At 63.9% G+C, this 26003-nt stretch carries 27 protein-coding genes and 5 pseudogenes; 12 read left to right on the forward strand and 20 right to left on the reverse strand.

What is annotated here, in order from left to right:
- Positions 1 to 221: 221 nt before the first annotated feature.
- The 3 genes and pseudogenes from zwf to ACFQDL_RS30130 all read left to right on the forward strand — a co-directional run bounded on the left by zwf (position 222) and on the right by ACFQDL_RS30130 (position 3107).
- On the forward strand, positions 222 to 1691 hold the full coding sequence (gene zwf / locus ACFQDL_RS30120; protein ID WP_379912600.1) for a glucose-6-phosphate dehydrogenase: 1470 nt from the start codon (positions 222 to 224) through the stop codon (positions 1689 to 1691).
- Entirely contained in the window at positions 1678 to 2388 is a 711-nt protein-coding gene (pgl, locus tag ACFQDL_RS30125; protein ID WP_379912602.1) for a 6-phosphogluconolactonase, read from the forward strand. Before zwf ends, pgl begins: the two co-directional genes overlap by 14 nt.
- 61 nt (positions 2389 to 2449) lie before the next feature.
- Positions 2450 to 3107, forward strand: a pseudogene (locus tag ACFQDL_RS30130) (bifunctional 4-hydroxy-2-oxoglutarate aldolase/2-dehydro-3-deoxy-phosphogluconate aldolase).
- A 120-nt stretch (positions 3108 to 3227) separates the two neighbouring features.
- On the opposite strand, the gene ACFQDL_RS30135 reads toward ACFQDL_RS30130, so the two are convergent.
- Positions 3228 to 3608, reverse strand: coding sequence for an MmcQ/YjbR family DNA-binding protein (locus ACFQDL_RS30135; protein WP_379912604.1), 381 nt, complete (start codon positions 3606 to 3608; stop codon positions 3228 to 3230).
- A gap of 125 nt (positions 3609 to 3733) precedes the next feature.
- Positions 3734 to 4318: a hypothetical protein gene (locus tag ACFQDL_RS30140; RefSeq protein WP_379912606.1), complete on the reverse strand. Its 585-nt coding sequence runs from the start codon at positions 4316 to 4318 to the stop codon at positions 3734 to 3736.
- 80 nt (positions 4319 to 4398) lie between these two features.
- Between ACFQDL_RS30140 and ACFQDL_RS30145 the strand changes: the two genes are divergently transcribed.
- From ACFQDL_RS30145 to ACFQDL_RS30165, 5 genes and pseudogenes are all read left to right on the forward strand, one after another.
- Complete coding sequence (locus tag ACFQDL_RS30145; RefSeq protein ID WP_379912608.1) at positions 4399 to 4770, forward strand: thiol-disulfide oxidoreductase DCC family protein; 372 nt, start codon at positions 4399 to 4401, stop codon at positions 4768 to 4770.
- A 93-nt stretch (positions 4771 to 4863) separates the two neighbouring features.
- Positions 4864 to 5424, forward strand: a complete 561-nt coding sequence (locus ACFQDL_RS30150; protein ID WP_379912610.1) for a rhodanese-like domain-containing protein — start codon at positions 4864 to 4866, stop codon at positions 5422 to 5424.
- 78 nt (positions 5425 to 5502) lie between these two features.
- Entirely contained in the window at positions 5503 to 6171 is a 669-nt protein-coding gene (locus ACFQDL_RS30155) for a response regulator (RefSeq protein WP_379912612.1), read from the forward strand.
- A gap of 40 nt (positions 6172 to 6211) precedes the next feature.
- Positions 6212 to 6331: pseudogene (locus tag ACFQDL_RS33120) on the forward strand (LuxR C-terminal-related transcriptional regulator); the annotation flags it as partial.
- 141 nt (positions 6332 to 6472) lie between these two features.
- Complete coding sequence (locus ACFQDL_RS30165) at positions 6473 to 7273, forward strand: response regulator (RefSeq protein WP_379912616.1); 801 nt, start codon at positions 6473 to 6475, stop codon at positions 7271 to 7273.
- A gap of 190 nt (positions 7274 to 7463) precedes the next feature.
- On the opposite strand, the gene ACFQDL_RS30170 is transcribed toward ACFQDL_RS30165, so the two are convergent.
- From ACFQDL_RS30170 to nosP, 4 genes and pseudogenes are all read right to left on the reverse strand, one after another.
- Positions 7464 to 7709 (reverse strand): response regulator, encoded by a 246-nt coding sequence (locus ACFQDL_RS30170; RefSeq protein WP_379912618.1) that lies wholly within the window; start codon positions 7707 to 7709, stop codon positions 7464 to 7466.
- The gene (locus ACFQDL_RS30175) at positions 7682 to 9508 is read right to left on the reverse strand and encodes a PAS domain-containing sensor histidine kinase (protein WP_379912620.1); all 1827 of its coding nucleotides are present in this window, start codon (positions 9506 to 9508) and stop codon (positions 7682 to 7684) included. The genes ACFQDL_RS30170 and ACFQDL_RS30175 overlap by 28 nt, the downstream gene beginning before the upstream one ends.
- Positions 9468 to 10082: pseudogene (locus tag ACFQDL_RS30180) on the reverse strand (PAS-domain containing protein); the annotation flags it as partial. The gene ACFQDL_RS30175 and the pseudogene ACFQDL_RS30180, both read right to left, overlap by 41 nt.
- Positions 10069 to 11232 carry a nitric oxide-sensing protein NosP gene (nosP, locus tag ACFQDL_RS30185; RefSeq protein ID WP_379912622.1) on the reverse strand — a complete coding sequence of 388 codons (1164 nt, stop codon included), beginning with the start codon at positions 11230 to 11232 and terminating at the stop codon, positions 10069 to 10071. The gene nosP and the pseudogene ACFQDL_RS30180, both read right to left, overlap by 14 nt.
- Positions 11233 to 11515: 283 nt before the next feature.
- Between nosP and ACFQDL_RS30190 the strand changes: the two genes are divergently transcribed.
- A complete protein-coding gene (locus ACFQDL_RS30190; protein ID WP_379912624.1) occupies positions 11516 to 11962 on the forward strand; it encodes a hypothetical protein in 447 nt (148 codons plus the stop codon).
- A 194-nt stretch (positions 11963 to 12156) separates the two neighbouring features.
- Here the strand turns inward: ACFQDL_RS30190 and ACFQDL_RS30195 are convergent, their stop codons facing one another.
- Both ACFQDL_RS30195 and ACFQDL_RS30200 read right to left on the reverse strand, forming a co-directional pair.
- On the reverse strand, positions 12157 to 13956 hold the full coding sequence (locus ACFQDL_RS30195; RefSeq protein WP_379912626.1) for a methyl-accepting chemotaxis protein: 1800 nt from the start codon (positions 13954 to 13956) through the stop codon (positions 12157 to 12159).
- 350 nt (positions 13957 to 14306) lie between these two features.
- Entirely contained in the window at positions 14307 to 15017 is a 711-nt protein-coding gene (locus tag ACFQDL_RS30200) for a M48 family metallopeptidase (protein ID WP_379912628.1), read from the reverse strand.
- Between the two features lie 111 nt (positions 15018 to 15128).
- Between ACFQDL_RS30200 and ACFQDL_RS30205 the strand changes: the two genes are divergently transcribed.
- Positions 15129 to 15668, forward strand: a complete 540-nt coding sequence (locus ACFQDL_RS30205) for a uracil-DNA glycosylase family protein (RefSeq protein ID WP_379912630.1) — start codon at positions 15129 to 15131, stop codon at positions 15666 to 15668.
- 45 nt (positions 15669 to 15713) lie between these two features.
- On the opposite strand, the gene ACFQDL_RS30210 is transcribed toward ACFQDL_RS30205, so the two are convergent.
- The 12 genes and pseudogenes from ACFQDL_RS30210 to ACFQDL_RS30260 form a co-directional block, all read right to left on the reverse strand.
- Positions 15714 to 16292, reverse strand: a complete 579-nt coding sequence (locus ACFQDL_RS30210) for a DUF4129 domain-containing protein (protein ID WP_379913451.1) — start codon at positions 16290 to 16292, stop codon at positions 15714 to 15716.
- 3 nt (positions 16293 to 16295) lie between these two features.
- Positions 16296 to 16370, reverse strand: a pseudogene (locus ACFQDL_RS33125) (hypothetical protein); the annotation flags it as partial.
- Positions 16371 to 16443: 73 nt separating this feature from the next.
- A pseudogene (locus ACFQDL_RS33130) lies at positions 16444 to 16581 on the reverse strand (hypothetical protein); the annotation flags it as partial.
- Complete coding sequence (locus tag ACFQDL_RS30220) at positions 16530 to 17729, reverse strand: TgpA N-terminal domain-containing protein (protein ID WP_379912632.1); 1200 nt, start codon at positions 17727 to 17729, stop codon at positions 16530 to 16532. The pseudogene ACFQDL_RS33130 and the gene ACFQDL_RS30220, both read right to left, overlap by 52 nt.
- Positions 17680 to 18630 (reverse strand): DUF58 domain-containing protein, encoded by a 951-nt coding sequence (locus tag ACFQDL_RS30225; protein WP_379912634.1) that lies wholly within the window; start codon positions 18628 to 18630, stop codon positions 17680 to 17682. The genes ACFQDL_RS30220 and ACFQDL_RS30225 overlap by 50 nt, the downstream gene beginning before the upstream one ends.
- Positions 18631 to 18649: 19 nt before the next feature.
- Positions 18650 to 19570 carry an AAA family ATPase gene (locus ACFQDL_RS30230; protein ID WP_379912636.1) on the reverse strand — a complete coding sequence of 307 codons (921 nt, stop codon included), beginning with the start codon at positions 19568 to 19570 and terminating at the stop codon, positions 18650 to 18652.
- Positions 19571 to 19762: 192 nt separating this feature from the next.
- Positions 19763 to 20056 (reverse strand): DUF6482 family protein, encoded by a 294-nt coding sequence (locus tag ACFQDL_RS30235; protein ID WP_379912638.1) that lies wholly within the window; start codon positions 20054 to 20056, stop codon positions 19763 to 19765.
- 120 nt (positions 20057 to 20176) lie between these two features.
- Positions 20177 to 21415, reverse strand: coding sequence for a putative bifunctional diguanylate cyclase/phosphodiesterase (locus ACFQDL_RS30240; protein ID WP_379913453.1), 1239 nt, complete (start codon positions 21413 to 21415; stop codon positions 20177 to 20179).
- The gene (locus tag ACFQDL_RS30245) at positions 21334 to 22350 is read right to left on the reverse strand and encodes a CHASE domain-containing protein (RefSeq protein WP_379912640.1); all 1017 of its coding nucleotides are present in this window, start codon (positions 22348 to 22350) and stop codon (positions 21334 to 21336) included. Before ACFQDL_RS30245 ends, ACFQDL_RS30240 begins: the two co-directional genes overlap by 82 nt.
- Before the next feature lie 178 nt (positions 22351 to 22528).
- Positions 22529 to 23011, reverse strand: a complete 483-nt coding sequence (locus tag ACFQDL_RS30250) for an FKBP-type peptidyl-prolyl cis-trans isomerase (RefSeq protein WP_379912642.1) — start codon at positions 23009 to 23011, stop codon at positions 22529 to 22531.
- A 177-nt stretch (positions 23012 to 23188) separates the two neighbouring features.
- On the reverse strand, positions 23189 to 24160 hold the full coding sequence (locus tag ACFQDL_RS30255) for a hypothetical protein (RefSeq protein ID WP_379912644.1): 972 nt from the start codon (positions 24158 to 24160) through the stop codon (positions 23189 to 23191).
- 71 nt (positions 24161 to 24231) lie between these two features.
- Entirely contained in the window at positions 24232 to 24948 is a 717-nt protein-coding gene (locus ACFQDL_RS30260) for an endonuclease (protein WP_379912646.1), read from the reverse strand.
- 421 nt (positions 24949 to 25369) lie between these two features.
- On the opposite strand from ACFQDL_RS30260, the gene ACFQDL_RS30265 reads away from it, so the two are divergent.
- Together ACFQDL_RS30265 and ACFQDL_RS30270 are read left to right on the forward strand one after the other, a co-directional pair.
- Positions 25370 to 25591, forward strand: a complete 222-nt coding sequence (locus tag ACFQDL_RS30265; RefSeq protein WP_379912648.1) for a hypothetical protein — start codon at positions 25370 to 25372, stop codon at positions 25589 to 25591.
- Positions 25592 to 25787: 196 nt separating this feature from the next.
- The gene (locus ACFQDL_RS30270; RefSeq protein ID WP_379912650.1) at positions 25788 to 25991 is read left to right on the forward strand and encodes a hypothetical protein; all 204 of its coding nucleotides are present in this window, start codon (positions 25788 to 25790) and stop codon (positions 25989 to 25991) included.
- The last annotated feature ends 12 nt before the right edge of the window (positions 25992 to 26003 follow it).

A 26003-nucleotide genomic window follows, 5' to 3' on the forward strand; every position in this document is an offset into this window, starting at 1 on the left:
TGAGTTCTGCATTGGTAAATTAACTACATTTTGCTTTCCGGGCCCACTATAGCGTCCCACCGGCCTCGCTGCCAGCCGCCACCTGAGGCCGCGGCCTCAAGGAACGGTAAGAAACCCACATAATTATGTAAGTTTTACAAATTTATTCGTTGACTCTCCGGAAATCGCCCGATACGATCACAGCATATTCGTTGAATAAACAAAAAAACAGGCCAAGACCCATGCCCACTGCCGATACCTCCTGCGACATCCTGTTCTTCGGCGCGCTCGGCGATCTGACCCAGCGCAAGCTGCTGCCGGCACTTTACCAGCTCGAACGTGCCGGCCTGCTCCATGCCGACACCCGCATTCTGGGCCTGGCGCGTGGATCCGAACCCGCCGAGAGCCTGACCCAAAGCGAAGCCAGCCTGCGTCGTTTCGTGAAGGAAAGCGAGATCGAGGAAGCGCCGCTGCGCACCTTCCTCGGCCGGTTACAGTTCCTGAATTTCGATTTCGGCGCCAGCGAAGGCTACCGGGACCTCAAGGCGCTGCTCGACGAACAGCCCGGGCGCAACCGTATCTTCTACTATTCCACCGCCGCCTCTATCTACGGCATGATCAGCGAAAATCTCGATGCCGCCGGCTGCATCGACGAGCGCAGTCGCGTGGTGCTGGAAAAGCCGATCGGTCACAGCCTCGAGTCGTCCCACGAAGTCAATGCCGCCGTCGCACGTCACTACGACGAGGCGCAGATCTACCGCATCGATCACTACCTGGGCAAGGAAACGGTGCAGAACCTGATCGCACTGCGATTCGCCAACAACCTCTTCGGCAATCAGTGGAATCAGAACCACATCTCCCATGTCGAGATCACCGTCGCCGAGAAGGTGGGCATCGAAGGGCGCTGGGGTTACTTCGACAAGTACGGCCAGCTGCGCGACATGGTGCAGAACCACCTGCTGCAACTGCTCTGCCTGGTGGCCATGGACCCGCCGTCGGATCTCAGTGCCGACGCCATCCGTGACGAGAAGGTCAAGGTCCTGAAGGCCCTGCGCCCGATCACCGACGACATCCGGGACACCCATGTGATCCGCGGCCAGTACGCGGCCGGCGAGATCGACGGCAAGCCGGTGCCCGGCTATCTCGAGGAACCCGACGCCAACGTCAGCAGCGACACCGAATCCTTCGTCGCCATCAAGGCTGAGATTCGCAACTGGCGCTGGGCCGGCGTGCCCTTCTACATGCGTACCGGCAAGCGGATGCCGGAGAAGCTGTCGCAGATCACCATACACTTTCGCCAGCAGCCGCATTACATCTTCGACCCGGAGCAGCGCAAGCTGGCGGAAAACCGGCTGACCATCAAGCTGCAGCCCGACGAAGGCATCTCGCTGCAGATCGTCACCAAGGACCAGGGCCTGGACAAGGGCATGCAGCTGCGCTCGGCACCGCTGCAGCTGAGCTTTTCCCAGGCATTCGAGATGACCCGGGTACCCGACGCCTACGAGCGACTGCTGCTCGAAGTGATCCAGGGCAATCAGTACCTGTTCGTGCGGCGCGACGAAATCGAACATGCCTGGACCTGGTGCGACCAGATCCTGGCGAACTGGAAAGCAGGTGGCGCACCCCTGCCCTATCCGGCCGGCAGCTGGGGCCCCGACGCCTCCGACGCGATGCTGACGGCAGACGGGAGGCACTGGCATGAGCAAGAGTGAGTTGAAACTGCCCGAACAGGTCAGCCTGCTGCGCTTCGACGATCCCGAGCAACTGTGCGACGCCCTGGCCGAGCGCATCGGTACGGTGATCAGGACTGCGACTGCGGACCACGAGCAGGCGTCGATCGCGCTGTCGGGCGGCCGTACGCCGGTTCCGCTGTTCGAACGCCTGAGCCGGATGGCCCTGCCCTGGCAGGACACCCTGGTCACCCTCGCCGACGACCGCTGGGTCGCGACGGAAGAGGCGGACAGCAACGAAGGTCTGCTGAAACGCCACCTGCTGCACGGGCATGCCGCCGCTGCACGCTTTATCGGCCTCTGGCTGCCGCAGGGCAATGCCCACCAGATGGAGGAGGCCTGTGCCGAGCGCCTGGCACAGCTGCCCGATCAGCTCGACCTGGTCGTACTGGGCATGGGCAACGACGGCCATACCGCCTCGCTGTTCCCCTGCTCGGAAGACCTCGGCCGTGCGCTGGAAACCGACCGCTCCTGCTGTGCCGTGACGCCGACCAGCGCCCCCCACGAGCGCATGACCCTGAGTGCGGCGCGCCTGCTTGCGAGCCGGGAGCGGATTCTGCATCTCAAGGGCGAGGACAAGCTGGAGACACTGCAGCAGGTGCTGGCCGGCGACGATATCCGCGAGATGCCGATCCGCCTGTTCCTGCAGCGCCCCCTGACCATTTACTGGAGCCGCTAGGCCAGCCAAAGATTTCCAGCGACAGCCGCCACCCCGGTCTGTCGCCAAAACAGGACAGATTATGACTATCAAGACCCTTACCGCTGACAAGACCGCCCGGATCGACGAAATCTGCGCCCTGGCGCCGGTTGTTCCGGTACTGACCTTCAACTCGGCCGCCGAGGCGCTGCCAATCGCCGAAGCGCTGCTCGAAGGCGGCCTGCCGGTGCTCGAAGTGACCCTGCGCACGGAAGCGGCACTGGAGTCGATCCAGTTGCTGTCAGAACGCCTGCCGGAAGCCCGCGTCGGCGCCGGCACCATCGCCGATCCGGCGCAGTACCGGGCCGCCTGCGAAGCGGGTGCCTGCTTTATCGTGACCCCGGGATCGACCCGCGAACTGCTCGATACCGGCATCGACAGTACGGTACCGCTGCTGCCCGGTATTCAGACCATTTCCGAGATGATGGAAGGCCTGCAGCGCGGCTACCGTCGCTTCAAGTTCTTCCCGGCCAGCGTCGCCGGCGGCCCCGGCCCTGAAAGCCTACGCGGGCCCCTTCCCGGACGTGCGCTTCTGCCCGACCGGCGGCATCCGCCTCAACAGCGCCAATGAATACCTTTCGCTGGACAACGTCATGTGCGTCGGCGGCTCCTGGCTCACGCCCGCCGACCTGATCGAAGCCGGCAACTGGTCCGGCATCCGTGACCTGGCCCGCGAAACCGTCCAGCGCCTGCGCGGCTGACCGCCGCCCCGCATGGCGGGGCCCCTGAACCCTGACATGGCTGTTTTGCGCCGCTCACCGAGCGGCGTTTTACCGCCAGCCCCTATTGGCGCCGGAAAAATACAGCGTCCGGAAACGAAGTTAACGGTATAAAACTTCGGCACCCCACGCCAGTTCCAGGGCTCGGCGCTCGCCGGACCGCAGCCCCCTGACCACCAGGCCATAGGAGCGGTCGATCATGCGCTCGATCTCGCCCCGGGGCAGCGAGCCGTCCAGCACCACCGTGTTCCAGTGGCGCTTGTTCATGTGATAGCCCGGCTTGACTGCCTCGAAGAGGTCCCGCAGCATCTGCGCCTCGGCGGGATCGCACTTGAGGTTGACGCGGGCAATGCTGCCCTCATCGAAAAGGATCGCGAACAGCTTGTCGCGGATCTTGAACACCGCGGGACCGGGGCCGAACGGGTAGTCCTCCCAGGCCTCGGGCCGGCTCAGCAGATAGTCCCGCACCTGATCGTAGTTCATGGTTCAGCATTCCCAGATTGCCATTGCAGTGCTCAGCATTCGCGGTGGAATTCGCTCCGCTCATTGCCACCCTACGCTCTGCCCATCCTCCATTGCATCACGCATCACGCATCACGCATCACGCATCACAATATTTCGAACGACTCGACGTAGATCAGTTCGCAGGCCCCGTTGCCGGTATCGTCCCGGGTCAGCGAACTCTGCCAGCGCCAGCCCTCGGGGCTGACCGCGCGCACCAGATAGCCCTTGATGCGCACGAGATCACCGGGACCCGCCTTGCCGATCTGTTTTTCGATCCAGGCGTCCGCCGGGATCAGGTGCATGTTGGCGCTGGAGCGTTCGATCTCGCGCCGGGGGATCGGCATTTGCTCGGCGCGCCAGCGGTACCAGCGTCCGGACTGGCTGATCTCGATCTGCTCGAGCACCCGGGAATCGGACATCCGCCCCCAGCCGAGCGCCAGGTCGTACTTCGCCAGGTCGGACTCGCGGTCGAGCCAGTAGCGCTCCCGACCGAGCACCCGGGCGTCCAGCTCGAAGCCGGCCAGCACCTCGATACGGTGCCCGTCGAACTCGAACGCGCTGCGCTCCACCTCGGTCTGCAGCGGCGCGGCCGCCACCAGCACGCCGTCGGGCTGCGTCTGCCCGGCGTCGCGAAACAGGAAAAGCGCCAGCAGCACCGCCGCCAGCAGTATCAGAATTCGGCGTGACATCCCGGTCCCTTCTGTCCGGAGCATATGAAGCAGCCCGCAGTCTAAACTACCGAATGCGGCCCCAGGAGGAATCTTCGCCGATGTCGGACGCCAGTGCAAAACTCAAGGTCTATTACGATGGCGCCTGCCCGCTGTGCCGACGCGAACGCAGACGTTACGAAACCCTGGCGGGCGAGGCGGCGGAGGCGGTCGAATGGGTCGATATTACCGGGCGGGACGAGGAGCTGCGCCGCCGCGGGATCGATCCGTACAGGGCGCTGACCGAACTGCACGTCGAGGACGAGCAACAACGCATCCATAGCGAACTCGATGCCTATATCCTGCTGATGCAACGGGTACCCCGACTCAGGCCACTGGCCTGGCTGATCAATCTGCCATTGCTGCGGCCGCTGCTGGCCCGCCTCTATCACTGGTCCGTCATGCGACGCCTCAGGCGCGAGGGCCGACTTTGACCGAAAAGCGACGCGCAAAATACTACTTTGGTACCCTTTGATCCGCTCTATCGTAGCATTCAGTATTCCGGGCTCCGGGGGTCTAATGGGAGCATGAATATAAAAAGCTGCCTGCTATCCCTGCTGCTGTTGCTGCCGGTAACAGCCACTGCAAACCCGACGGCGACCGGCGAGTCGCTGTTTTCGGACGACGGCTACCGTATTGCCCGCTATCGCAGCCCCACACCCGATCGGGTGGAGGGTGGCCGCACCCTCGACACCGGGTCGCTGCAACGGCTGCTCGGGCAGAACCCCACACCGGCGCTGCTGAATGTACAGGCACTGACCTGGCGCGACGGCATCTTTGTCGAGCAGGAGGCCCGCTATCAGATCCCGGGCAGCCGCTGGTTGCCGAATGTGGGCAAAGGCGTGCTGGAACCACGCTGGGAGCAGTATTTCAGGAACGAACTCGAACGAGCCACGGGCGGTCTGCGGGACTTCCCGCTGGTCTTCTACTGCCGCGCCGACTGCTGGATGTCCTGGAACGCGGTGCGCCGCGCCGCCGAATGGGGCTACAGCCAGCTGTACTGGTACCCCGAAGGCAGCGATGGCTGGCGTGATGCCGGTCTGTCGCTGGAGCGTGCGACGCCGACCCCCTTGCAGGCTGCGCAGTAATCTGCGATACAAGCGGTTAAGATAGCGAACAGGCACACTCCCCTCGGCGGGAGACAATAACTATAAAGGGAGAAACTTGTGTACAAGATTCTGATTGCGGACGATCACCCCCTGTTTCGCGAGGCCATCACCAATGTCATCCGCACCCGCTTCCCGGGTTGCGAAACCTTCGAAACCGAGGATCTGGACCAGGCGCTGGCGCTGACGGCGGAACACGACGATCTCGACCTCATCCTGCTGGACCTCAACATGCCGGGGATGAACGGCCTTAACGGCTTGATCACCCTGCGCAACGACTCCCCCACCGTCCCCGTCGTGATCGTATCGGCCGAGGAGGACAAGCAGGTCGTGCTGCAGGCCATCACCTACGGTGCCGTCGGCTTCATTACCAAATCGTCGCCACGGGAACAGATGACCGAGGCGCTGCAGCAGATCCTGGACGGCAACGTCTACCTGCCCTCGGACATCATCCGTGCCAGCAAGCCGGAAAGCCGTCGCGCCCATCGCAACGACGACACCCAGATTCCGCCGGAACTGCTGTCGTCGCTCACCCGGCGCCAGCTGCTGGTACTGGAACGCATGTCCAAGGGCGAATCCAACAAGCAGATCGCCTACAACCTGCATATAGCCGAAACCACGGTGAAAGCCCATGTCTCGGCGATCCTGCGCAAGCTGGGCGTGCACAACCGCATCCAGGCCGTGCTTTCAGCCGGCAATATCGATTTCAGCCAGTACCTGCGGCGCTAGAATCCCGGCGAAGGACCGCCTACAATGCGCTGCACAGACCGCAGAAACCACGGTGAAGGCCCATGTCTCGGCGATCCTGCGCAAGCTGGGCGTGCACAACCGTATCCAGGCCGTGCTTTCCGCCGGCAATATCGATTTCAGCCAGTACCTGCGGCGCTAGAACCTCACGTCCCGGCACGGGACTCATCCGCGCTTGCATTTGGCGGGCCAACTGAAGGACACTATTCGCCCTGAAAGGCCCCTTGCGGGCGACACAGCCGACTTGTGGCCGGTCCGACCGGCACTGAATGGACTCTTGCCGATGAATCTAGACTCGTTGCTGGTACAGGTCGTGGAACCGTCCCGGGTACAGCGCCATATCATTGCCGAAGCACTGCGGGGGCTGGGCGTTCAGCATCTGGAGCTGTTCGATCAGGCTGGCGCGGCGCTGGCGGCGATGCGCCGGGAGACGCCGGACATCGTGCTGTCGTCGATGCACCTGCCGGACATGACCGGCACCGAGCTGGTGACGGAGATGCGCCGCGATGCGTCGCTGACCGATGTGACCTTTCTGCTCGTTTCCTCCGAGACCCACTACCGCTTCTTGGAACCGATCCGCCAGGCCGGCGCCATCGCCATCCTGCCCAAGCCGTTCGACCGCGACGAGCTGCGCACGGCGCTGCAGAGCACGCTGCTCTACCTGAACGAAAGCGACAGCGAACCGCCGGATAGCGAGGAACTCGAACATGTGCGGGTGCTGCTCGTCGATGACAGTGCCCTCTCGCGACGCTACCTCGCCCAGTTGCTGAGAAACCTGGGCATCGCCAGCCTCATCGAAGCCCAGGACGGCGCCGAGGCACTTCAGATCATGCAGTCCAGCACCTTCGACCTGGTCGTTACCGACTACAACATGCCCTACGTCGATGGCGAGGAGCTGGTGACCCGTATCCGCCAGAACAGCGATCAGCCGGCAGTGCCGGTGCTGATGGTGACCTCGGAGCAGAACCGCAGTCGCCTGGCCGCCATCCAGAGCGCCGGCGTCTCGGCCATCTGCAGCAAACCCTTTGGCTACGACACCGCCAAGCAGCTGATCCAGCAGCTGGTGCTCGATCGCGATTTATAGGCCAGACACCGCAGGTTGGGTAGAGGCCCGCAGGGCCGAAACCCAATATGGAAGCGATAAGCGATAAGCGGCAAGCGGTACCTGCGGGTACCGAAGCTTTTGGCTTCGAACTTGCCATTTGGAGAAGCCTGGTGTTGGGTTTTGCGCCTTCGGCACGCCACCCAACCTACGAACTGTTAACCGTTGTCTGTTAACTCTTACTCAACAGATGATTCAGCGTGGTCTTGAGCTTCATCGGCTTCACCGGCTTGTGCATCAGCAGGTAGCCGAGATCGCGGATCTGCTGTTTCAGCTCGAGACTGTAGTTCGCGGTCAGCATCAGCACCGGCAGGTCATCCTTGCGCTGTGCGCGGATATCGGCGACCAGATCGACCCCGTTTTCGTCATTGTCCAGATGATAGTCGACGATCAGCAGATCGACGTCCCCCTGCGCCACCGACAGCTGCCGTGACAGGTCGTCCAGCGACAGCGCCGTAACGACTTCGCATCCCCACCCCCGAGCAGCGTCGCCATGCCTTCGCAGATCGCCTGGTCGTTGTCGACCACCCAGATGCGGGCGCCTTCGAGCCACTCCTGGGGTGCCTGCGGCAACTGACGGCTGGTCAGGTTGACCGGAGACAGCTGGCCGAACGGCACTTCCACCGAGAATACCGAGCCACGCCCCTCGACCGAGGTCACCGCGACCTGATGCCCGAGGATCCGCGAGATCTTGTCGACGATCGCCAGCCCCAGCCCCAGCCCCTTGTCGGGCTGGGCACCGCCGGCCGGCGCGATACGGCGAAACTCGAGGAAAATCTCGGTCAGCTTCTCCTCCGGAATGCCGATGCCGGTGTCCCAGACTTCGATCAGCAGGCTGCTGCGTTTGCGCCGACAGCCGAACAGGATCCGTCCGCTGCGGGTATAGCGCAGCGCATTGGAGAGAAAATTGCGCAGTATCCGCGCCAGCAGCTGGCTGTCGGACTGGACCACCGCACTGCTGGGGACGAAGTGCAGTGCCAGCGACTGGCCGAGCGCCACCTGCCGGTATTCGTTGGCGATGTTCTCGAGCAGCCCGCGAATGCAGAAGGCGTTGATGTCCGGCGTGATAACGCCGGCATCGAGCTTGGAGATGTCGACCAGCGTACTGAGAAGGCTTTCGACATCGGCCAGGGAGTTGCTGACCGAACGCACCAGACGTGCCACCGGCTCGACCGCCGCCTGTTCCTGCAGCGCGCCGGTGAACAGCCGGGCGGCATTGAGCGGCTGCAGCAGATCGTGACTGACCGCGGCGAGAAACTTGGTCTTCGACAGGTTGGCCTGCTCCGCCTCCTTCTTGGCTTCCCGCAGGCGCGCCTCGATCTCGACCCGCTCATGGATCTCCTGACGCAGCTGATCGTTCACCGCGGTCAGTTCGACGGTACGTTCGCGCACCCGCTGCTCGAGATGCTGGTAGGCCTGCTCCAGCGCGTGGGCGGTACGCCGGCGCTCGGTGATGTCGCGGATCATCACGAAAATACCGACCGCCCGGCCGCTGCTGTCGAGGTTCGGCACGTAGGATTTGAGCATGCAGCGCACTTCGCCGTGCACGTTCTTTTCGTCGATCTCGAAGGTGACACTCTCCCCGCGAGCGCCCGCGCCATGTAGGGCCTGATCTTCCTGAACTGGGCCTCGCCCTGCACCTCGCTGATCAGCCGGCCATTGAGCTCCCCGCGTGGCCAGCCATACCACTCGTCGTAGACCTTGTTGGTGAACTGGTAGCGCAGATCCTCGCCGACATAGCCGATCAGCGCCGGCACATGGTCGGTGATCAGCCGGACCCACTGCTCGCTTTCGCGCAGGGTTTCGGCGTAACGATGGCGCTCGGTGATGTCGGTATAGGTATTGACGTAACCGCCGGTCGGCATCGGATGGGTGCGGACCTCCAGCACCCGGCCGTCGGCCAGGGTCTTTTCCCGCGCCTGAATGCCGTCCAGAGGCAGATCCGCGGACACGGGCAGCGCGACATCGCTGCCCGCCAGCAGCGCGGCGAAGTGGCGCTGCTCCGGCACCCGCGCCGGGTCGATGCCGCAGAGCTCGATAAAGCGCTGATTCCAGACCTCCAGTTCGTCTTCGGCATTGACCAGCGCGACCCCTGGGACAGATGATCGACCAGGCTCTGCAACAGCCGCGACTTCTGCGCCAGCGCACGCTCGCGGCGCGCCTCCTCGAACGCCTTGAGCTCGGTGATATCGGTATAGAGCACCACCAGGCCACCATCCCGGGTCTGGCGCTCGCTGACCTGGATCCAGCGGCCGTTGACCAGCTTCATCACCGGACTGCCGCTACCGCGGGCCGTCCCGCTCTCCTCGACGATCAGCCCATGCTCCCGGGCCAGCCGCTTCAGGTCCTGGATGGTGGTGCCCTGTTCGATGCGGATGCCGGTGCCATGCCAGAACGCCCGGAAGCGACTGTTGAACAACAGTATGCGCCGCTCGCTGTCGAACAGTACGAAGGCATCGGAAATGCTTTCGATGGCATCGATCAGGCGCTGGTGGGCCGTCTCGGCCTGCCGGTTGGCCTCCGTCAGCGCCCGGTTGCTGCGTTTGAGCTGGGACAGGGCGCTGTTGAGCGCTTCGGTGCGTTCGCGCACCTGCTCGGCCAGCACCACCGAATGCTCGAAGGCCGCATAGGGGTCGGTGCGATGTCCGCCGCCGGACTCGACCCGCTCGATCAGCGCACGGTTGATCTTGTGCAGCTTGGCATTGTCCCGTTCCAGTTCGGCGACGCGGGCCTCCAGCGCCCGCACCTGATCTCCCTGGCAGGCCGCGGCCACCTCGTCAGCGCCCGCCATGACGGTAGCCCCCGATCGCGACGCCGGTGAATGTCTGGTTCAGATGCATGCCATTGAACTGTTCGCCGTAAGTATTGAACCCGATCACACGATGGGCGCGGAGAAACTCGGAGGTGGCATCGTGCAGACCGCTGTAGCGGGCCTCCAGTCGGCGCAGGAAACAGTCGCAGCCAATGACCAGCTGCGGCACCCCGATCGACTGCTCGATACGGGCGAACTCCGCCTCGAGATCCGGCAGCATCGGTCCCGGGCGCATGGCGGTCAGCACGATCCCCTTTTCCACCGCACAGTAGAACGTCATGCTCAGGTCCGGGTTCACGCGCTGGATCGAACGCACGTAATAGTCGTCGCTGATGCGCACCGCCACCGGGTTGAGCGCGAAGGCGCGATAATCGAGCGACGAGACCGGCACCCCAATCACCCGGGCGTATTCCTGCGCCGCGGGCTCGGCGTTCAGCTCGGTGACCGTGCGGCTGTCGGGATCGGCGCCCGTCACCACCATTTTCTCGCCCGGGTCCTGCATGTGGTGGGTCGAAAACACCTCGAACTCGCAACGGGTATTGAACAGCAGCACCACCGCCGAATCGGTACGGAAATGCCCGTCGCAGTAGACGTGGGTATTCGCCAGATGGATGTCGTCGCCGGCCGAGCCGCCAAAGTTCGGGATGCTGCCGAGCGCCGAGTTCAGCGTCACCAGAAACAGCTCCTCCTGGCTGGAGAGGCCGTCGAGCAGCGTCAGCGCAAAGGAATGACCCTTGATCGGCGCGACATTGCGTGCGCGGCAACCGGCGGTCAGGTTCTCGACCACGGCCTGGGCATCGGTCAGCGAAAAGCGCCCGATTTCCTCGACCAGCTCGTTTTCGACCGCGAAAGCCCGGGCATCGAAGCCGATGGCGGTAATGCAGCCCTGACCGTAGCCTTGGGGCGTGATCTCACCGGCGGTGGTACAGCCCGCCAGGCCAATGCCGGCAAAATCCCGCTGCAGTGCTGCGCCCAGCACCTCGAGGTCGTATTCCGCGGAACAGAAGAACAGCACGAAACCGGGTTCCGGATCACGGAATGCCTCGCGCAGTTCCTGCGATGCCCGATGCGGATCGGCGCTGTAACTGGCCGCGGTGGTCGCAGGCAGGAGTGGTTGGTCTGGGTTCAATGCCTGCCTCCTTGAAAACAACGGCCTCTTCGATTCTAGTCCCTGCACCCCGCCAGGGATATGCTACTTGCGTCCCGGTCGGCGGGACGCCAACGGCGACGCATTTATTTGATTTGCATAGGTAATGTAACGAATGCCCGGCACGAACCTGCGATCCCCTACTACTTTGGTCGTAAATTTTCTTTCTGCGGACCCCGCGACCGGTCATGAGGCGCCTCGGTGCACCCGTACACTAAACTGTCGACTGTAGGCTTTTCACTCTTCTTCACGGAGGACAACAACCATGAAAGCTTCCCCTGTGCTGCTGGCCGCCGGTCTGTGGCTGGCCACGGGCCTGACCACTGCGTCGGAGCTCGCCAGCCGCTTCATCGATGAAGCGCGCGCGGCCTGCGCGACCTATGAAAACGGCGAACTGGGCTATCAGCCCGGCACCATCCGCCTGATCGATCTGAACGGAGACGGCATTGACGACGAAATCATCGACGAGAGCACTTACAAATGCACTTCGTCGGCGACGATGTTCTGCGGCACCGGCGGCTGCGGCCTCAAGGTGATCGTCGGCGACCGGGTGCTGGAGCGGCTGGTCAAGCAGTGGCAGACCCTGGAATGGGACGGTGACCGGATGCTGCTGTTGCAGTTGCACGGTGCCGAATGCGGCGGCAGCGGACTGGAACGCTGTTACGAGGCGGTCAGCTGGGGCGAGGGCGATTTTCGCAGCGTGCGCCGGTAGCGACCGGTCGTGGAAGCCCACTCTGCACGGTGGTTATTCGCACCGGGGCGGCGCTCCTACGGGTGTGGCGCTGTAATTTACCGTAGGAGCCTCTCCCCGAGGCGAACAAATTCGGCACGGTGGTTATTCGCACCGGGGCGGCGCTCCTACGGCGGGTGCTGAAATTTCCGGCACAGGATCCCCCGAACCCCGGACTAACCCTCTTCGTCCAGCAAGTGTCGCGGCTCGAAGCCCATGATCAGCGCCCCCCAGTGACGTCCATCGATATGGATCGGGATCGAGAGGTCGTTGAGCACTTCACCGGTGTCGCGGATAAAGGTCTGCAGCAGGAAAGGCGCGCTGTGGGTGGCGCGCCGCTGCTCGGCGCGGGTCCCGAAGAATATGCGCCGGTGACGGCTGTGCAGATTGTCGGCCACGGCATCGCCGGTCAGGGCCCTGGACACCTTGCTGTGGTGGGCCGGTGCATAACCGTTGCGATCGACCCCGATCGCGTAGGTGAACTCGGGCCGCTCGCGCAGGAAACCATCGAACAGCGGGCGCAGCAGTTTCTCGTAGGCGTCGACATAGCCGACGTCGAATTTCGCCGGTTCCTGCCCGGGATTGGTCCGCCGGTACTGGCTGTCGAAGATATCGAGCCCCTGCTGCTGCAGCGCGGCCAGCGCCTGCGTCGTCTCGCCCGCCCAGCGCCGCCCGGTCTGGATCATGTTCTCGAAACCGCCATAGCCGATGATAAAGCGCGACAGCAGCTCCTGGCTCTCCTCGGTGCTGATCTCGAGCTGCTCCGACGTATCCTGGGAGTCGTTCATCTCCTGCTCGATCGCCGTGGCGATCTCGCTGATCCGGCTGACATGACCGTGCGAGTTCTTGTTGGTATGGGCCAGTTCGTCGATCGCCGCACTGATGCCCGAGAGCTGACTGCTGACCTGCTCGAAATCCTGCACCATGCGCAGGAACTGCCCGCTGGTACTGTCGATGAAGCTGTCGGTGTCTTCGACGTAACTGAGAATATCCCGGGCACTCTGGCGGGTGCTGGCCACCAGCGCCGCCATTTCGCCGACATTGCCGTCGATCTCCACCGTGGCCTGGCTGACCTTGCGCGACAGGTTGCGCACTTCGTCGGCGACCACCGCGAAGCCCCGGCCCGCCTCGCCGGCCCGCGCCGCTTCGATGGACGCATTCAGCGCCAGCAGATTGGTCTGATCCGAGAAATCCTTCACCATCGACAGGATATTGGTGATATTGCCGGAGTTCTCGCTCAGGCGCTGCACGGTCTCCTGGAAATCGGTGACCCGGCTGTGGATCGCCCCGACCTGCTCGCGTACCCGCTGCAGCTCGCTGCTGGAATCGCGCACATCGCGCAGGTTTTCGCTGTTCTGCTCATTGATTTTCAGGGTGGTGCCGGCAATCTCGTCGAGCGCCTGGGTCGCCTCCTGACTGGACTGGAACACCAGCTGCGCCTGGCTTTCCTGCTCGCTGACCGAGCGATGGGCTCGCTCGAGCGCCTGCTTGAGCCGGGTCGAACAGAGCGCCACGCGGACGCTGCGCCGGCGCGTCTCCGCGATCATGCGCCTGAGACTGGCGGCGAAGTCATTGTAACTGCCGGCCATCTCGGAGATTTCGTCGAAGGTGTAGTCGGGCAGCGTGGCGGAGATATCGCCGTCCTTGTCGCGTATGCCCCTGAGCACTGCGGTCATCTCCCGCACCGGACGCAGAAACAGGTGGCGCATGAAACCGATGCTGAACAGGCCCGAGAGCAATGCGAACAGGATCACCGCCCCGCCCACCCAGGCGGCCTCGGCAAACAGCCCCCGCAGCGCTTCGCTCCGGTCCTCCGGTAGGGCCAGCGCATCGAGCATGGACCCGGCCTCGCCGGCGTAGTAAAAGCCGGCGAGCAGCAGGACAAGATAGGGCAGCAGCAGGAACAGGACGTTGCCGGCAATCTTGCGGGTAAGGCTGCTGAAGAAGGTTTTTTCAACGCTGGTGTAAAGACTCATCGCTGCTCTCGGCTGTTATTCTTGTGATCCGGCACCCCTAGGAGCCTGTCAGACTTAACACTGATCTACTGCGAAAAAGCCGATTTTGGCCATTTTTTGAGCGCTTTCTTGTTAAATAGAACCACTATTCGCCGCAAAATCGCTCAAAAACTGCCTCAAAACGGACTTTCCCTCGCTACGATCGGCCAAGCCCGACAGACTCCTACGGTGCCACCGGGTACAACAGCCAACCCTGGCTGCCCGCTGCAAATCGCTCCGCCCCGGCAACCGCAAGGCCGGGAAAACTGCATCAAAATTGAAACATAAACCCGGCCGGGTGCCCATAGGCGCAAAGTACGACAAAAGTCGTACTACCACTCGAGCCAGCAGGCGCGTTCGCGAAAATAGTCCTGATGCTGCCGGTACCCGGCGCAGTGCCGGGCCACCAGTTGCCAGAAACGGGGGGAATGGTCGAAATGACGCAGATGGCAGAGTTCGTGGATCAGCACGTAGTCGGCGGCCTCCGGGTGCGCCAGCACCAGCCGCCAGTTCAGCGCGATACGGCCGCGACTGTCGCAGCTGCCCCAGCGGCGCCGGAAGCCGCGTACCGATACGCCCGAAGGCTGCAGCCCGGTATGCGCCGCCAGCGCCCACAACCGTGCGCACAGAATATCCGTGGCCTGCCGTTGCAGCCACTGCCGCAGCTGGTCGGCCACGACCTCCTCCTGCGGCCGGCGAATACGCCGGGACAAGGTCACCTCGAGACGGTCGTCCCGGTGCGCAACCGCCGCCGCGGCCCCCGGCTGCCAGTCCAGCCGGAGCGCCTGACCGCGAAACGGCACGCGGGCGCCGCGGGCCACCTCGATCAGGTGGGCATCGCGCTGTGCCCGTACCGATGCCAGGCGACTGCGAATCCACTGTTCGCGGCTGCGGACAAAGCCGTCGATCCAGTCCGCACCGACCCAGTGCGGTACCCGAACCTCCACTGCATCGGCCCGGATCTGAATCGCGGCGGTCCTGCGATGGCTGCGCACAATGCGATAATCGAACGGCAGCGGAGCCTCAAGGCGCTGGGATGACATCGGTCTCTGGATCACTACACTGTTTCAGGGAGTCGCCATTATACGGGAAACCGCCGTCATGAAAGCATCCACCGCCAACAGCTGCGAACAGCTGGTGCAGGAGATACGGCAGTGCCGCCACTGCCGGGGCTGCCGGACGGCGTGCGTCCGATCATCCAGGCGGCGGCCTCCTCGCGCCTGCTGATCATCGGCCAGGCGCCCGGCGCCCGTGCCGATGCCCGCGGGCGCCCCTTCGACGATGCCAGCGGCGACCGGCTGCGCGACTGGATGGGCATCGACCGCGATGACTTCTACGACCCGCGGCAGGTGGCCATCATGCCGATGGGGTTCTGTTTTCCGGGTCGCGGACGCAGCGGCGACCTGCCGCCGCGCCCCGAATGCGCCCCGCTCTGGCACCGACGCCTGCTGGACGAGATGCCGGCTATCCGCCTCACCCTGCTGATCGGCCAATATGCCCAGCGCGCCTACTCGCCGCAGCCGTTCAGCAGCCTGACCGACTGCGTCGAACACTGGCGCGACCTGCCGCCCGGCTACCTGCCCCTGCCCCACCCGTCGCCACGCAACCAGGCCTGGCTAAAACACCACCCCTGGTTCGAGACCGAACTGCTGCCGGAATTGAAGAAGCGGGTTCGGGAGGCTTTGAATCCGTAGGATGCTGCTGAGCGAAGCGCATCATGACGACTGACAGGTGACGCGTTACGCGTTACGCATACAGGCACGCACCGCTTCGCGGTAGGCGCGCTGCACCCGGCTGTCGTCGCGGCCGGCATAGCGAAGCTGTTCGTAATGACCGGCCACGGCGCTCATCAGCGCCGCCAGTTCCGGGCGCGCACCGGCCACCCGTTCGGCGTAATAACCGACCGGCTCGCCGGTACGGCGTTCCAGCCCACTGGCCGCCAGTTTTCGGGACAGCCGCTGCAGCGACCGGTCGACCGGATCCAGGGTTCGGGGCCGGCGCTGACGCAGCAGCCCGATCGCCACCCAGCCAAGGATCAGACTGAAGGGCAGCGCCAGCGCCAGTGCCAGTTTCCACAGCGTCAGATCGCCGAACCACTGCTCCAGCAACGAGCCCTGGCGCAGATGGAAACTGATCACCCAGCGATGCCAGCTGTAATTCAGAGCCTCGATGCGCAGGCGCATCTCGTTGACCCAGCCGATACGCCCGAAGCGGACCGGCGACAGCGGGGTCTCGGAGAGAAACCCCGGCTCGTCGGCCAGCAATTGATCCGCACTCTGCTCGACCCTTTCCGGCGCCACGGCCGCCGTCGGATCCACCCGGACCCAGCCGCGCCCCTCGTACCAGACCTCGGTCCAGGCATGGGCCTCGTACTGGCGGATCAGCAGATAGGACTCGTAGGGATTCCACTCCTCCCTGGTAACCGCCGACCACCCGTGCCGGCACTCCGGCGGCCCTGAGCATGAAAGTCAGGGCACCGGCATAATGGCCGCAAAAACCGCTTTTGGTCTCGAACAGGAAGTCGTCGATACTGTCGTCGCCCAGGCGCGGCGGCGTCAGGGTATAGCGGAACTCCCGGTTGAACAGCGCCAGCGCGCGCCCGACCAGATCCTCCGCCGACGCCGCCTGGTCACGCCAGCCCGCCGCCAGTTCCCGGGTCCGGGGTTCCCGCCGGACGGCAGTTGCAGATAGCGCTCGCGTGCCGATTCGCTCAGCGGCTGTGGCAGCTGCGCCAGCGGCCGCGAAACCAGCTCGAAATCCGCGCGCTGGCGAATGCGTGACGGCGCCCGCAGCGTCCAGTTCGCCGCCAGACGCAGCGGCCAGGGAGCTCCGACCGGATAATCGAGCGCGTATACCCAGCGCTGCCCACTGGGTTCGAGGGTCATCTGGTAGCGCAGCAGCGGCCCCGGCGGCAGAGCGGCGGTGCTCGGGGGCGTCAGCCGGTCCGACTCCGCCTGCCAGCGGCGGCCGTCGAAATGGTCGTAGGTGAGTCCGCGCCAGTAGCGCTGCGCCGGCGGCGGCACCGCCCCACTGCTGAACTCGACCCGAAACGCCACGGCACTGGAGCCGGTCAGCCGGCTGACATCGCCCGGCGAAAGCGTATCCGACAGTCCGGTCACGGCCTCCTCCTGGGCCATGGGCGCATACCAGAGGGGCCCGATGCGCGGCACCACGAGAAACAGTACCACCATCAGCGGTATGGCCGGCAGCATCAGCCGGCCCGCCGCCCGCAGCGGCCGCCAGAAGTCCGGCTGATGCTCGCTCTGATAGACCGCATTGAGGGCCGCGGTAATCAGCAACAGCGCCGCCAGCACATAGAGGGCATGCAGCAGTGTCTGACCGAACAGCAGCTCGGTGGCCGCAAGAAAATAGGCGACATAGACCAGTACCAGGGCGTCGCGCCGCTTGTAGATCTCCAGCAGTTTCAGTGCGAATCCCGCCACCAGCAGCGCCACTGCCAGCTCCGGGCCGTTGCCACGGCCGATCGATACCACGGCCCCGATCCCGGCCGTGATCGCCATCATGAACTTGACGCTCCAGTGGGGGAAGGAGGTGCGCCCCAGGTGAACCATCAGCCGCCAGCCCAGGGCACCGAGGGTCAGCAACGGAAGCCACCAGGGCAGGCGCAGGCTGTGGGGTATCAGCACCACGATGACCATCAGCAACTGCCAGACCAGCGCCGGCCGGGTGAGCTGATAAACCCCTTCATCGATTCTGTGTCTCCTTGCCGAACAGCGCCAGGGCCCGCAGGACATCGTGTCGATGCCGGCTGCCGCGTCCCGGCGCGATTTCGCGACCGGGCAGTCGCAGGCCATACTCAAGCCGTTCGCGCGAGAGTTTCAGGGCCCAGTAGCAGAGCCGCGAAAGCCGGCTTTCGACATCCAGTTCAGGCCACAGGGTCCAGTCGAGCCAGAGCTGCTCATCGGCATGGTCGCCGAACTGCTTGGCATGCAGCCCCTGCCCCGCCGCCAGCTGTTTCCAGGCGATATGGCGCGGCGACATGCCGCGCTGATAAGCTTCGAGGCCGACGAAGTCGTCACTGCCACGCCCCTGCAGCACTTCCCCGCGGCCGTCGATGCCGCCGCTCCCCGGCAGGCTGTCGCCCGTCAGCGGCCGCGGCCAGGCCAGTGCCCGCAGGTCCGTCTCCAGCCAGGTCCAGGCCCGCAGCAGACCCAGGGGATACAGCGTCTCGATCAGCAGCACCCCGGGACGCCACCAGCCCCGTTCCGGCGCCTCTGCGTAGAGGCGCACGCGGCGTTCGCTGTCGCCGATCAGGTCGCAGCTGACCGGCGCCTGATCGGCCCAGGAGAGCTGAATGGCTTCGTAATCACGCCGGCTGCCGGCGCGCAGCAGCAGCTCGAACTCGGCCTGCTCGCCGACAAGACAGGGGCGCGCCGTCAGTGCGGTAATCGTGAGACCGGCAAGATTGCCGTAGGTGTGGAGGATCGACAGCACGAACAGCGACAGCAGCAGGAAACTGGCACCGTAGACCAGATTGTTCTCGTAGTTGATGCCAAGCAGCAGAATGATCAGCGCCGTCACCAGATACCAGAGACCGGCCCGGGTCGGCAGAATATAGATACGATTCTGGGTCAGCGTCAGACTGTGAACTCTGGGATGACGCCGCAGCGCCCATTGCCGCATACGTCTGGACAAGTTCATCAAGATCCTTCTTTTACCCCACCACATCCACCTGCTCCAGCATCTGGCGGATCAGCGCTTCGCTGCCATGACCGCCAACCTGCTCGGCTGCCCGCAGACGGTGGCCGATCACCGGCTCCAGCAACGTCTGCACGTCTTCCGGCACCACGTATTCGCGCCCCTGCATATAGGCCCAGGTCCGGGCGCACTGCAACAGCGCCAGACTGCCGCGCGGCGAGACGCCATAGGCGAACTGGGGCGCCTCCCGGCTGTACTGTACCAGTCGCTGCAGATAGTCGATCAGGCTGTCCGATACCCGTACCCGGCGACAGGCTTCACGAATCTCGTTCAGGTCGTCAAGGTCGATGCAGACCGGCAGCGGGCTCTGCTGTCGCCGGTAGCGCCCCTCGCTCAGCAGCTGTCGTTCGGCCTCCGGTGCCGGATAACCCAGCTCGATGCGCATCAGAAAGCGGTCGAGCTGGGACTCGGGCAACGGAAAGGTACCGAACTGGGTAATCGGATTCTGGGTCGCGATAACGAAGAAGGGTTCCGGCAGCAGGTGCGTCTCGCCGTCGAGCGTGACCTGGCGCTCCTCCATCGCCTCGAGCAGGGCGCTCTGGGTCTTGGGGGTGGTACGGTTGATCTCGTCGGCGAGCAGCAGCTGGGTGAACACCGGTCCCGGATGGAAACGGAACGCCGATGCCTGCTGGTCGAAAATCGAGACGCCGATGATATCGGCCGGCAACATGTCACTGGTGAACTGAACGCGCTGGAAACTGAGCCCCAGCACCTGGGCCAGGCCATGGGCCAGCGTGGTCTTGCCCATGCCGGGCAGGTCCTCGATCAGCAGATGCCCCTGGGAAAACAGACAGGTCAGCGCCATCCGTATCTGACTGTCCTTTCCGAGCACCAGCGTACTGACACTGCTGACCGCCTGCTCGATCTTCCGCCGCATTCGCGCTCCCTGTTCCGATGTGACCGGCGTCGCCAGCATGCCACAGCCCTCCTTCGGGTGCCATCTCAGGTTTTCAGAGCGGATGGAGCGCAGCCGTGCAGCCCGGGCGCTCCGTCCTGCAACAGCCCATACATATATAGACCTCCGTCCGGCCAGGGACCGGACGGAGGCCCGATCGAATCATGGCCGCCGTCAGAACTTTAGCGGGATGGATTCGCGATGGTAGTCCATGACGACGCCCGAACAGGCTTCGTCGTGGGGTACGACCTGGACCAGGTTGGCGCTGTGGACACCCGCTTTGTGGCACAGATCGTAGGCCTGAGTCACGTTGGTGCAGGTCATCACTTCGCCATGGTTGTCCCTGATCAGCTCCTTGCCGTCGTCGTATTCGACTTCGACCACCATGGGACCACAACCGGACTCGATGAAGTTGACGTTTTTGAGACGATGGCTCGAAGCCAGTGCCTTGAACTCGGAAATCTGCATTTCACACCTCCCGGTGCTGCGGCCACCCCGCCGGGGCGGTCCGAATCTGGCAACGGCGCCGCGAGTGTGCACCGGCGTCACCGTGCCGCCTTCCGTTAGATACGCCGCTGGGCGACAGGTTCAGTCACCCATCCGATTAAGTGTAGCCCAGCCAACGGGGTCGACGCCGGCTTCAGACCTTCGCGAGACCCGGCGCAACCGGCCTTCTACCGAGCTCGGGCCGGCCGAACAGATACCCTGGCCAAAGCCGCAGCCGAACGCCATCAGCCAGTCCCGCTGAGGTTCGGTTTCAATGCCTTCGGCGACCACCTCCAGACCGAGCTTTGAGGCCATCGCGACCACCGCCTGAATGATCTGCCGGTCGTCTTCGTCGTTCTCGAGATCCTGCACGAAGCAGCGATCGATCTTGAGCTTGTCGACCGGCAACTGCTTGAGCAGCGCCAGCGATGAGTAGCCCGTGCCGAAATCATCAATCGAGATACGCAGTCCGAGCGCCTTCAGATCAGCGAGAATGGCGGCCGTCGCCTCGAGGTTGTCCATCAGGGTGGTTTCGGTGATCTCGAGTTCCAGCAGCCGAGGCGGCACCCCGGTCGCAGCCAGGATGCGGCGAATTTCCGCCATGAACCCCTTGTCCCGAAACTGTTGCGGACTGATGTTGACCGCCACCGGTACCGCGTGATCACCCTCTTCAAGGCAGGCCACCAGGGTGGCGCAGACCTGCCGCAATACCCAGTAACCCAGCGGGACGATCAGACCGGACTGTTCCGCCGCCGCAATGAACTGGCCCGGCGCAAGCCAGCCGTGCCGAGGATGCTGCCAGCGGATCAGCGCTTCGCAGGCGACCGTCCGGCGGCGCTCGAGCTCGACGATCGGCTGGTAGGCCAGTGTCAGCTGGGAACCGGCCAGGGCCTGTCGCAGGTCCTCTTCCAGGCGCATCAGGCGCATGGCCTCGTCCTGCATCTGCTGATTGAAGAAGGCGATACAGTTCTTGCCGCGGCGCTTGGACGCATAGAGCGCCAGATCGGCATTGCGCAACAGCTGACTGGCCGAGTCGCCGTCGGTCGGTGCCACCGTGATACCGATCGAGGTACTGATCACCAGCTCGCGGCTCTCGACCTTTATCGGCTGACGGATCGAGGCGATCAGCTTCTCCGCCAGGCGCAGGATGTCCTCGGTGCCGCCGCTGTCGAGCAGCACCACGGCGAACTCGTCACCGCCCAGGCGCGCGACGATGTCGTTGGCCCGCACCAGCCCCCGTAAACGCTGTGCCACGGCGATCAGCAACTGATCGCCCACCTCATGCCCCATGGAGTCGTTGATACGCTTGAAGTCGTCGAGATCGAGATAGAGCAGTGCCAGGGCCCGCCGCTGCGGGCCTGTTCGCGCAACGCCTGCACCAGCTCCTCCTGCAGCAGTCGCCGATTGACCAGCCCCGTGAGGAAGTCGTGATAGGCCAGCTGGTGCAGCTCCCGGGTACGGGATTCGACCAGGGTACGCAGACGCTGCGGTTCGCGCAGCACATAGTGCACCAGCCAGGTGAACACGAGCGCCGCCACCAGGCTGACCAGTTGGCCGATCCAGAAGCCGCCCGGGCCCTCTTCGGCATTGCGCCCCATTCGCAACCGCCACTGGCCATTCGGCACCCGGACAGTGAGCGTCTGCAGATCTTCGCGCGGCGGGCGATCGCCGCCGGCCATCACCGGGAACTCGACGCCCGACGGGGTCAGCCGGATCAACTCGAAGTAATAGCCGCTTTGCACCAGCGCATCGAGATCCATCACCGACAACAGCGGATCCAGATCGATAACCGCCGCAACGAAACCCCAGAACGCCTCGCCGTCATCGTCGGACGCCAGGAATACCGGGTTGTAGCCAATGACCCCGATACCGCCCTCGCGCAGCTGCAGGGGACCGTCGAGCGTCAGCCGGCGCTCCTGGCGGGCCTGCTGGGCCGCAACGCCCGTGCGGGCCTGTTCGAATACCGAACTGCCGAGGGCAGAGGCGTTACCGGTAAGGGGGAAAATCTGGCTGACAACGCCGGCAGGCGCGAGCCGCAGGCTCGACACGGCGGGAAAATCACGCAGGATTTCGGCGGCCCGGACGGTAAAATCCGGTGGTTCGCCCCCGCTGCGCCGGACCTCGTGGGCCAACAAGGCGGTCGTGACCAGCGACTGATTCAACAGCTGCTCGATGGCACCGGCCTGGCTGTTGAGAATATCGCGCAACAGGGACGCCTGTTCCTTCTGAAACAGGGTCTGGTTCAGATGATTCCAGTAGCTGCCCAGCGCCAGCACGGCGAGGAAGACGACACCCGAAATCAGAGGGGTTTACGCAACGCCGCTTCTCCTGTTGCGCGGTTTGGGCCCGCACCGATTGCGGGCCTGGCCCTGCCCTTGCACCGACGGGACCGGCACAGCGGCCCCGCCAGGCTGGCTTGACGAGCGGGCGTCTGACGCAGCCGCTCGGCGGGCCTTAGTGGTCGTGACCACCTTCACCGTGAGCGTGACCGTGCTGCAGCTCTTCTTCGGTGGCTTCACGCACATCCACGACTTCGATGGCGAAGTTCAGGACTTCTCCGGCCAGCGGGTGATTGCCGTCGAGGGTGACATTGTCATCTGCAACGGCGACCACGGTTACCGGCTGTTCGCCCCAGGGAGTCTGGGCCAGGAACTGCATGCCCACTTCGATCTGCTCGATGCCGACGAAGTTGCTGCGATCCACGGTCTGCACCAGATCGTCACGACGGTCGCCGTAACCGCGCTCAGGCTCGACGGTGACGTCCAGCTTGTCGCCGGCGGCCTTGCCGGCCAGCGCCGACTCGAGACCTTCGACGATATTGCCGCCGCCATGCAGGTAAGCCAGCGGCTCCTGACCGTCGGACGAATCAATGACGTTGCCTTCGGAATTTTTCAGTGTGTAGTGAATCTGTACAACGGTATTGGCAGCAATCTGCATTCTCTTTCTCCGTTTGGTTGTAAAAAAACTGGCCCAGAACACCAACGGATTGACCCTGCCCGGCGTGGACATTCGAGCATTGGCACTGAACGGCAGATTTTAGGGTTGTCGATATCAGGCGCATCCTAACGTGCCGGGCCAGCGACTGCCACCCCTGCACCGACATCGGTCTGCTTTTCACAGACGCCTTTCCAGCTCCTCATCCTTGTCACCCCGACGCCAGAGGTTCTCCGGCGTCAGGTTGACGCCGCCGATCCAGCGGTCGATCGGCTGCTGCAGCAGCCAGTCCCGTTCGCCGGCCAGCACTTCATGACCGGCTTCAGTGGGCGTGAGCTTGAGCCCGAGAAACTGTTCGTCGGCGCCGCCGAGACCGGGGCGATCAAAACGGCCATTGCCGGCCTGCAGCAGCGGACAGGGTCCGCCGAGCAGACGTTCGAGCACCCGCCAGAAACTGGCATCCCCCATAAAGGCGATGGCCTCACGCTCGCGCACACCGCGGAACAGGCCGGCAGGGTCGTCGACGCCGCCGGCGGCCACTTCGAGCGCCAGCCGTTCGGTCCGGCTCAGGCCGTCGGGTCCCGGGTATTCCTGCACCAGTCGCTGCAGTGCCGGCCCCAGAAACGGCAGCGCCGACAGATCGCGCTGCAACAGCGCCACCAGGACCCGGGGATTGGGCGCGGTAAAGGCACGCCAGGCATCGGCGCCGAGGCGCAGCTGTCCCTCGGTGATAGTTTGCCGGCCCGCCAGCAGCGCCCTTGCCCTCGCGGGGTCCGCACGCCCGAGATAGTCCTCCACCAGCACCAGCGACGGCCAGCCGAGCCCCTGGCCTTCTTCGCTGTACCAGTGCAGCAACTGCAGCAGGTGCAACTGGTCGTACAGCTCGAAGGAATTCCAGATCACGACGCCACCTTCGCGGGCTGCACTGCGAAACAGCGCATCCCGCGCCTGAAAGTGGGTCAGCGCCTCGAAATCGGTTGCCCAGCCGCAACTGGCGATATAGGCGGCCCTGACGGCGGACAGCTCATCCAGGGTCAGACCGGCCGGGACCGGCCCCTCGTGCAGCACATCGTCCCAGGCGAGAAAGTCGCCGTCGATGCCGCATTGCGCCAGCCACTGATTGGCCATCTGGCCGTTGGTGATATGTCGCATGCCGTCACTCCTCCCGTTTAACTGAAGACAGGTACGCCCCCGGGCGGTTCCGCCGGAGGCTTGAAGACGCTTCACTGGTCGGCCAGGGCACCTGCATCGATGCTCACCAGGACACCCTCGGCCGCTTCGACGTGGGGATTGCCATTGCCCTGAACCTGGCGGATCCTGCGGTTGCGCTCCAGCTCCCAGGCGTCCACCGGGTCGGTGAGATGCCAGGCTTCGAGCAACCGGGTTTCACTGCGGCTCAGGCGCAGACCGTAGCGGTCCCGCATATAGAAGTAGGTGCGGGCGATATCCCCGCGCACTCCGGCCGCCGGCTCGGCGATCCGCCCCTTGAAGTCAACCTCGATATCGCAGTGACCATAGGCCCGCGATTCACCGGAAATCATACCGTAAGCGTAGTTGGAACGATCGCCGTTGACCTCGCCGATCGCCGGCACCAGGTTGTGCATGTCAGCCTCCATGCGCTTGAAGGTCGCATCCTTGCGGCAGGCACGACGACCGCCCTCCTGCCAGCACTGACGCTGATGGCCGAACACCCAGGCCGGCATCACGTGTTCCCATTCGATACGCCCCGCGCGATTGGCGTTCTTGCGCGGCTGGTAGCCGCATCCGGCCAGGTCCGGTTCGAGCCGCTTGCCCCTGGCGCCGAAACGGCAACCGCAGTAGAAGGACACCGAATGGACACCGTAGATAACGGCCAGCTCGCGTTTGGCCGCACTGAAGGAAGCCGGCTGATCGGCCAGCGCATACAGTGGCACCATCAGTGCCACCCACAACATACGCATAAAGAAGAGGATCCATTACTCTGGCGTCCCGCCAGCCGTTCGCCGGACGTTCCTGTCCGTGCCTTTTTCGACGTTTCGGCCGATCTTATTAACCTGACGTGCAAATAGGTTCCCTACCTATTTGCACGTTATGTACAGGACGTACTGTATGCCGCGTACGCATGGATTCGTATAAGCGGCCACGCCACGGAAACGGGCGCAGGTGCGCGGACATGCTGGTTTCCGTGGCGCTCGCATTGGCCTGCCGCCAATGATGAAGCCTCCCTGCTTCATGTATTAACCCGGCGGGTTAATAAAGTCACAAAATAAGAAAATTAGGAAATCGTCCTAGTTTATTTCACCGCAATATTGGCTAAGGTTTGCAGTGTCGGCACAGCCAATCCGTGCCGGTCCATTGTCAGGAACGACTGGAGGCAACGTCATGGAAAGCACCTGCCCCTCATGCCAGCTACTTGTTAGCCAGGGTCGGCCCCATCCCCATCTGCATACGCTCAGTACGCTCAAGGACAGTCAGCTGTTCAAGTGTCGCTGCTGCAACAGCTACCTTCACCGCGACCAGAGCGGCTGGGAGGTTCTCAGCGCCGGCCATTATCAGGACGAGGCACCCACCGCCACAGGCGGCCGGGCACTTAAAACCGCCTGATCCGGTATCGTCCCCGGCGAGCCGGCCACCGGGTGGCTGATCCACTGATCGTGCAGGGCCCACCCGCCGGACCGGCGAACTATACGTGGTTGCACAGGACGATCGCAACCTGGGCCGGGCCGTTACCGCAACCGCAGGTCGCCTCTGTTTTTCAGCGTCGCCAGGTTCGGTACGAAGGCTTTCAAGGAGAGAAAAAATGAACGATTCGGCCGGCTGCTGCCCGGCGCTGAGCCACCTCAGACCACCAGTGCTGAACCTCGATCAGTTCTGCATCCTGTTCGAGAGCGACAGTCTCTGTATCGCCCGCTGCGACCGCTGCGGCAGCTGGCTGGTCAACGAGGGGGAATACTGGGAACCCTTGCTGAATATGGATAATCTGGAGTTTACAGAATCGATTTGAGTTAACAGTGTT

It is taken from the genome of Marinobacterium aestuariivivens (assembly GCF_042661465.1).
Classification (GTDB): Bacteria; Pseudomonadota; Gammaproteobacteria; order Pseudomonadales; family Balneatricaceae; genus Marinobacterium_A; species Marinobacterium_A aestuariivivens.

Bases quoted from the DNA above. Each gene is read 5' to 3' on its own strand.
- ACFQDL_RS30265 (WP_379912648.1), top strand. From the start codon at position 25,370: ATGGAAAGCACCTGCCCCTCATGCCAGCTACTTGTTAGCCAGGGTCGG.
- zwf (WP_379912600.1), top strand. From the start codon at position 222: ATGCCCACTGCCGATACCTCCTGCGACATCCTGTTCTTCGGCGCGCTC.
- ACFQDL_RS30250 (WP_379912642.1), bottom strand. From the start codon at position 23,011: ATGCAGATTGCTGCCAATACCGTTGTACAGATTCACTACACACTGAAA.
- ACFQDL_RS30140 (WP_379912606.1), bottom strand. From the start codon at position 4,318: ATGTCACGCCGAATTCTGATACTGCTGGCGGCGGTGCTGCTGGCGCTT.
- ACFQDL_RS30150 (WP_379912610.1), top strand. From the start codon at position 4,864: ATGAATATAAAAAGCTGCCTGCTATCCCTGCTGCTGTTGCTGCCGGTA.
- pgl (WP_379912602.1), top strand. From the start codon at position 1,678: ATGAGCAAGAGTGAGTTGAAACTGCCCGAACAGGTCAGCCTGCTGCGC.
- ACFQDL_RS30145 (WP_379912608.1), top strand. From the start codon at position 4,399: ATGTCGGACGCCAGTGCAAAACTCAAGGTCTATTACGATGGCGCCTGC.
- ACFQDL_RS30165 (WP_379912616.1), top strand. From the start codon at position 6,473: ATGAATCTAGACTCGTTGCTGGTACAGGTCGTGGAACCGTCCCGGGTA.
- ACFQDL_RS30200 (WP_379912628.1), bottom strand. From the start codon at position 15,017: ATGTCATCCCAGCGCCTTGAGGCTCCGCTGCCGTTCGATTATCGCATT.
- ACFQDL_RS30195 (WP_379912626.1), bottom strand. From the start codon at position 13,956: ATGAGTCTTTACACCAGCGTTGAAAAAACCTTCTTCAGCAGCCTTACC.
- ACFQDL_RS30175 (WP_379912620.1), bottom strand. From the start codon at position 9,508: ATGGTGGCCTGGTGGTGCTCTATACCGATATCACCGAGCTCAAGGCGT.
- ACFQDL_RS30255 (WP_379912644.1), bottom strand. From the start codon at position 24,160: ATGCGACATATCACCAACGGCCAGATGGCCAATCAGTGGCTGGCGCAA.
- ACFQDL_RS30260 (WP_379912646.1), bottom strand. From the start codon at position 24,948: ATGCGTATGTTGTGGGTGGCACTGATGGTGCCACTGTATGCGCTGGCC.
- ACFQDL_RS30220 (WP_379912632.1), bottom strand. From the start codon at position 17,729: ATGTCCTGCGGGCCCTGGCGCTGTTCGGCAAGGAGACACAGAATCGAT.
- ACFQDL_RS30235 (WP_379912638.1), bottom strand. From the start codon at position 20,056: ATGCAGATTTCCGAGTTCAAGGCACTGGCTTCGAGCCATCGTCTCAAA.
- ACFQDL_RS30190 (WP_379912624.1), top strand. From the start codon at position 11,516: ATGAAAGCTTCCCCTGTGCTGCTGGCCGCCGGTCTGTGGCTGGCCACG.
- ACFQDL_RS30135 (WP_379912604.1), bottom strand. From the start codon at position 3,608: ATGAACTACGATCAGGTGCGGGACTATCTGCTGAGCCGGCCCGAGGCC.
- ACFQDL_RS30230 (WP_379912636.1), bottom strand. From the start codon at position 19,570: ATGCGGCGGAAGATCGAGCAGGCGGTCAGCAGTGTCAGTACGCTGGTG.
- ACFQDL_RS30270 (WP_379912650.1), top strand. From the start codon at position 25,788: ATGAACGATTCGGCCGGCTGCTGCCCGGCGCTGAGCCACCTCAGACCA.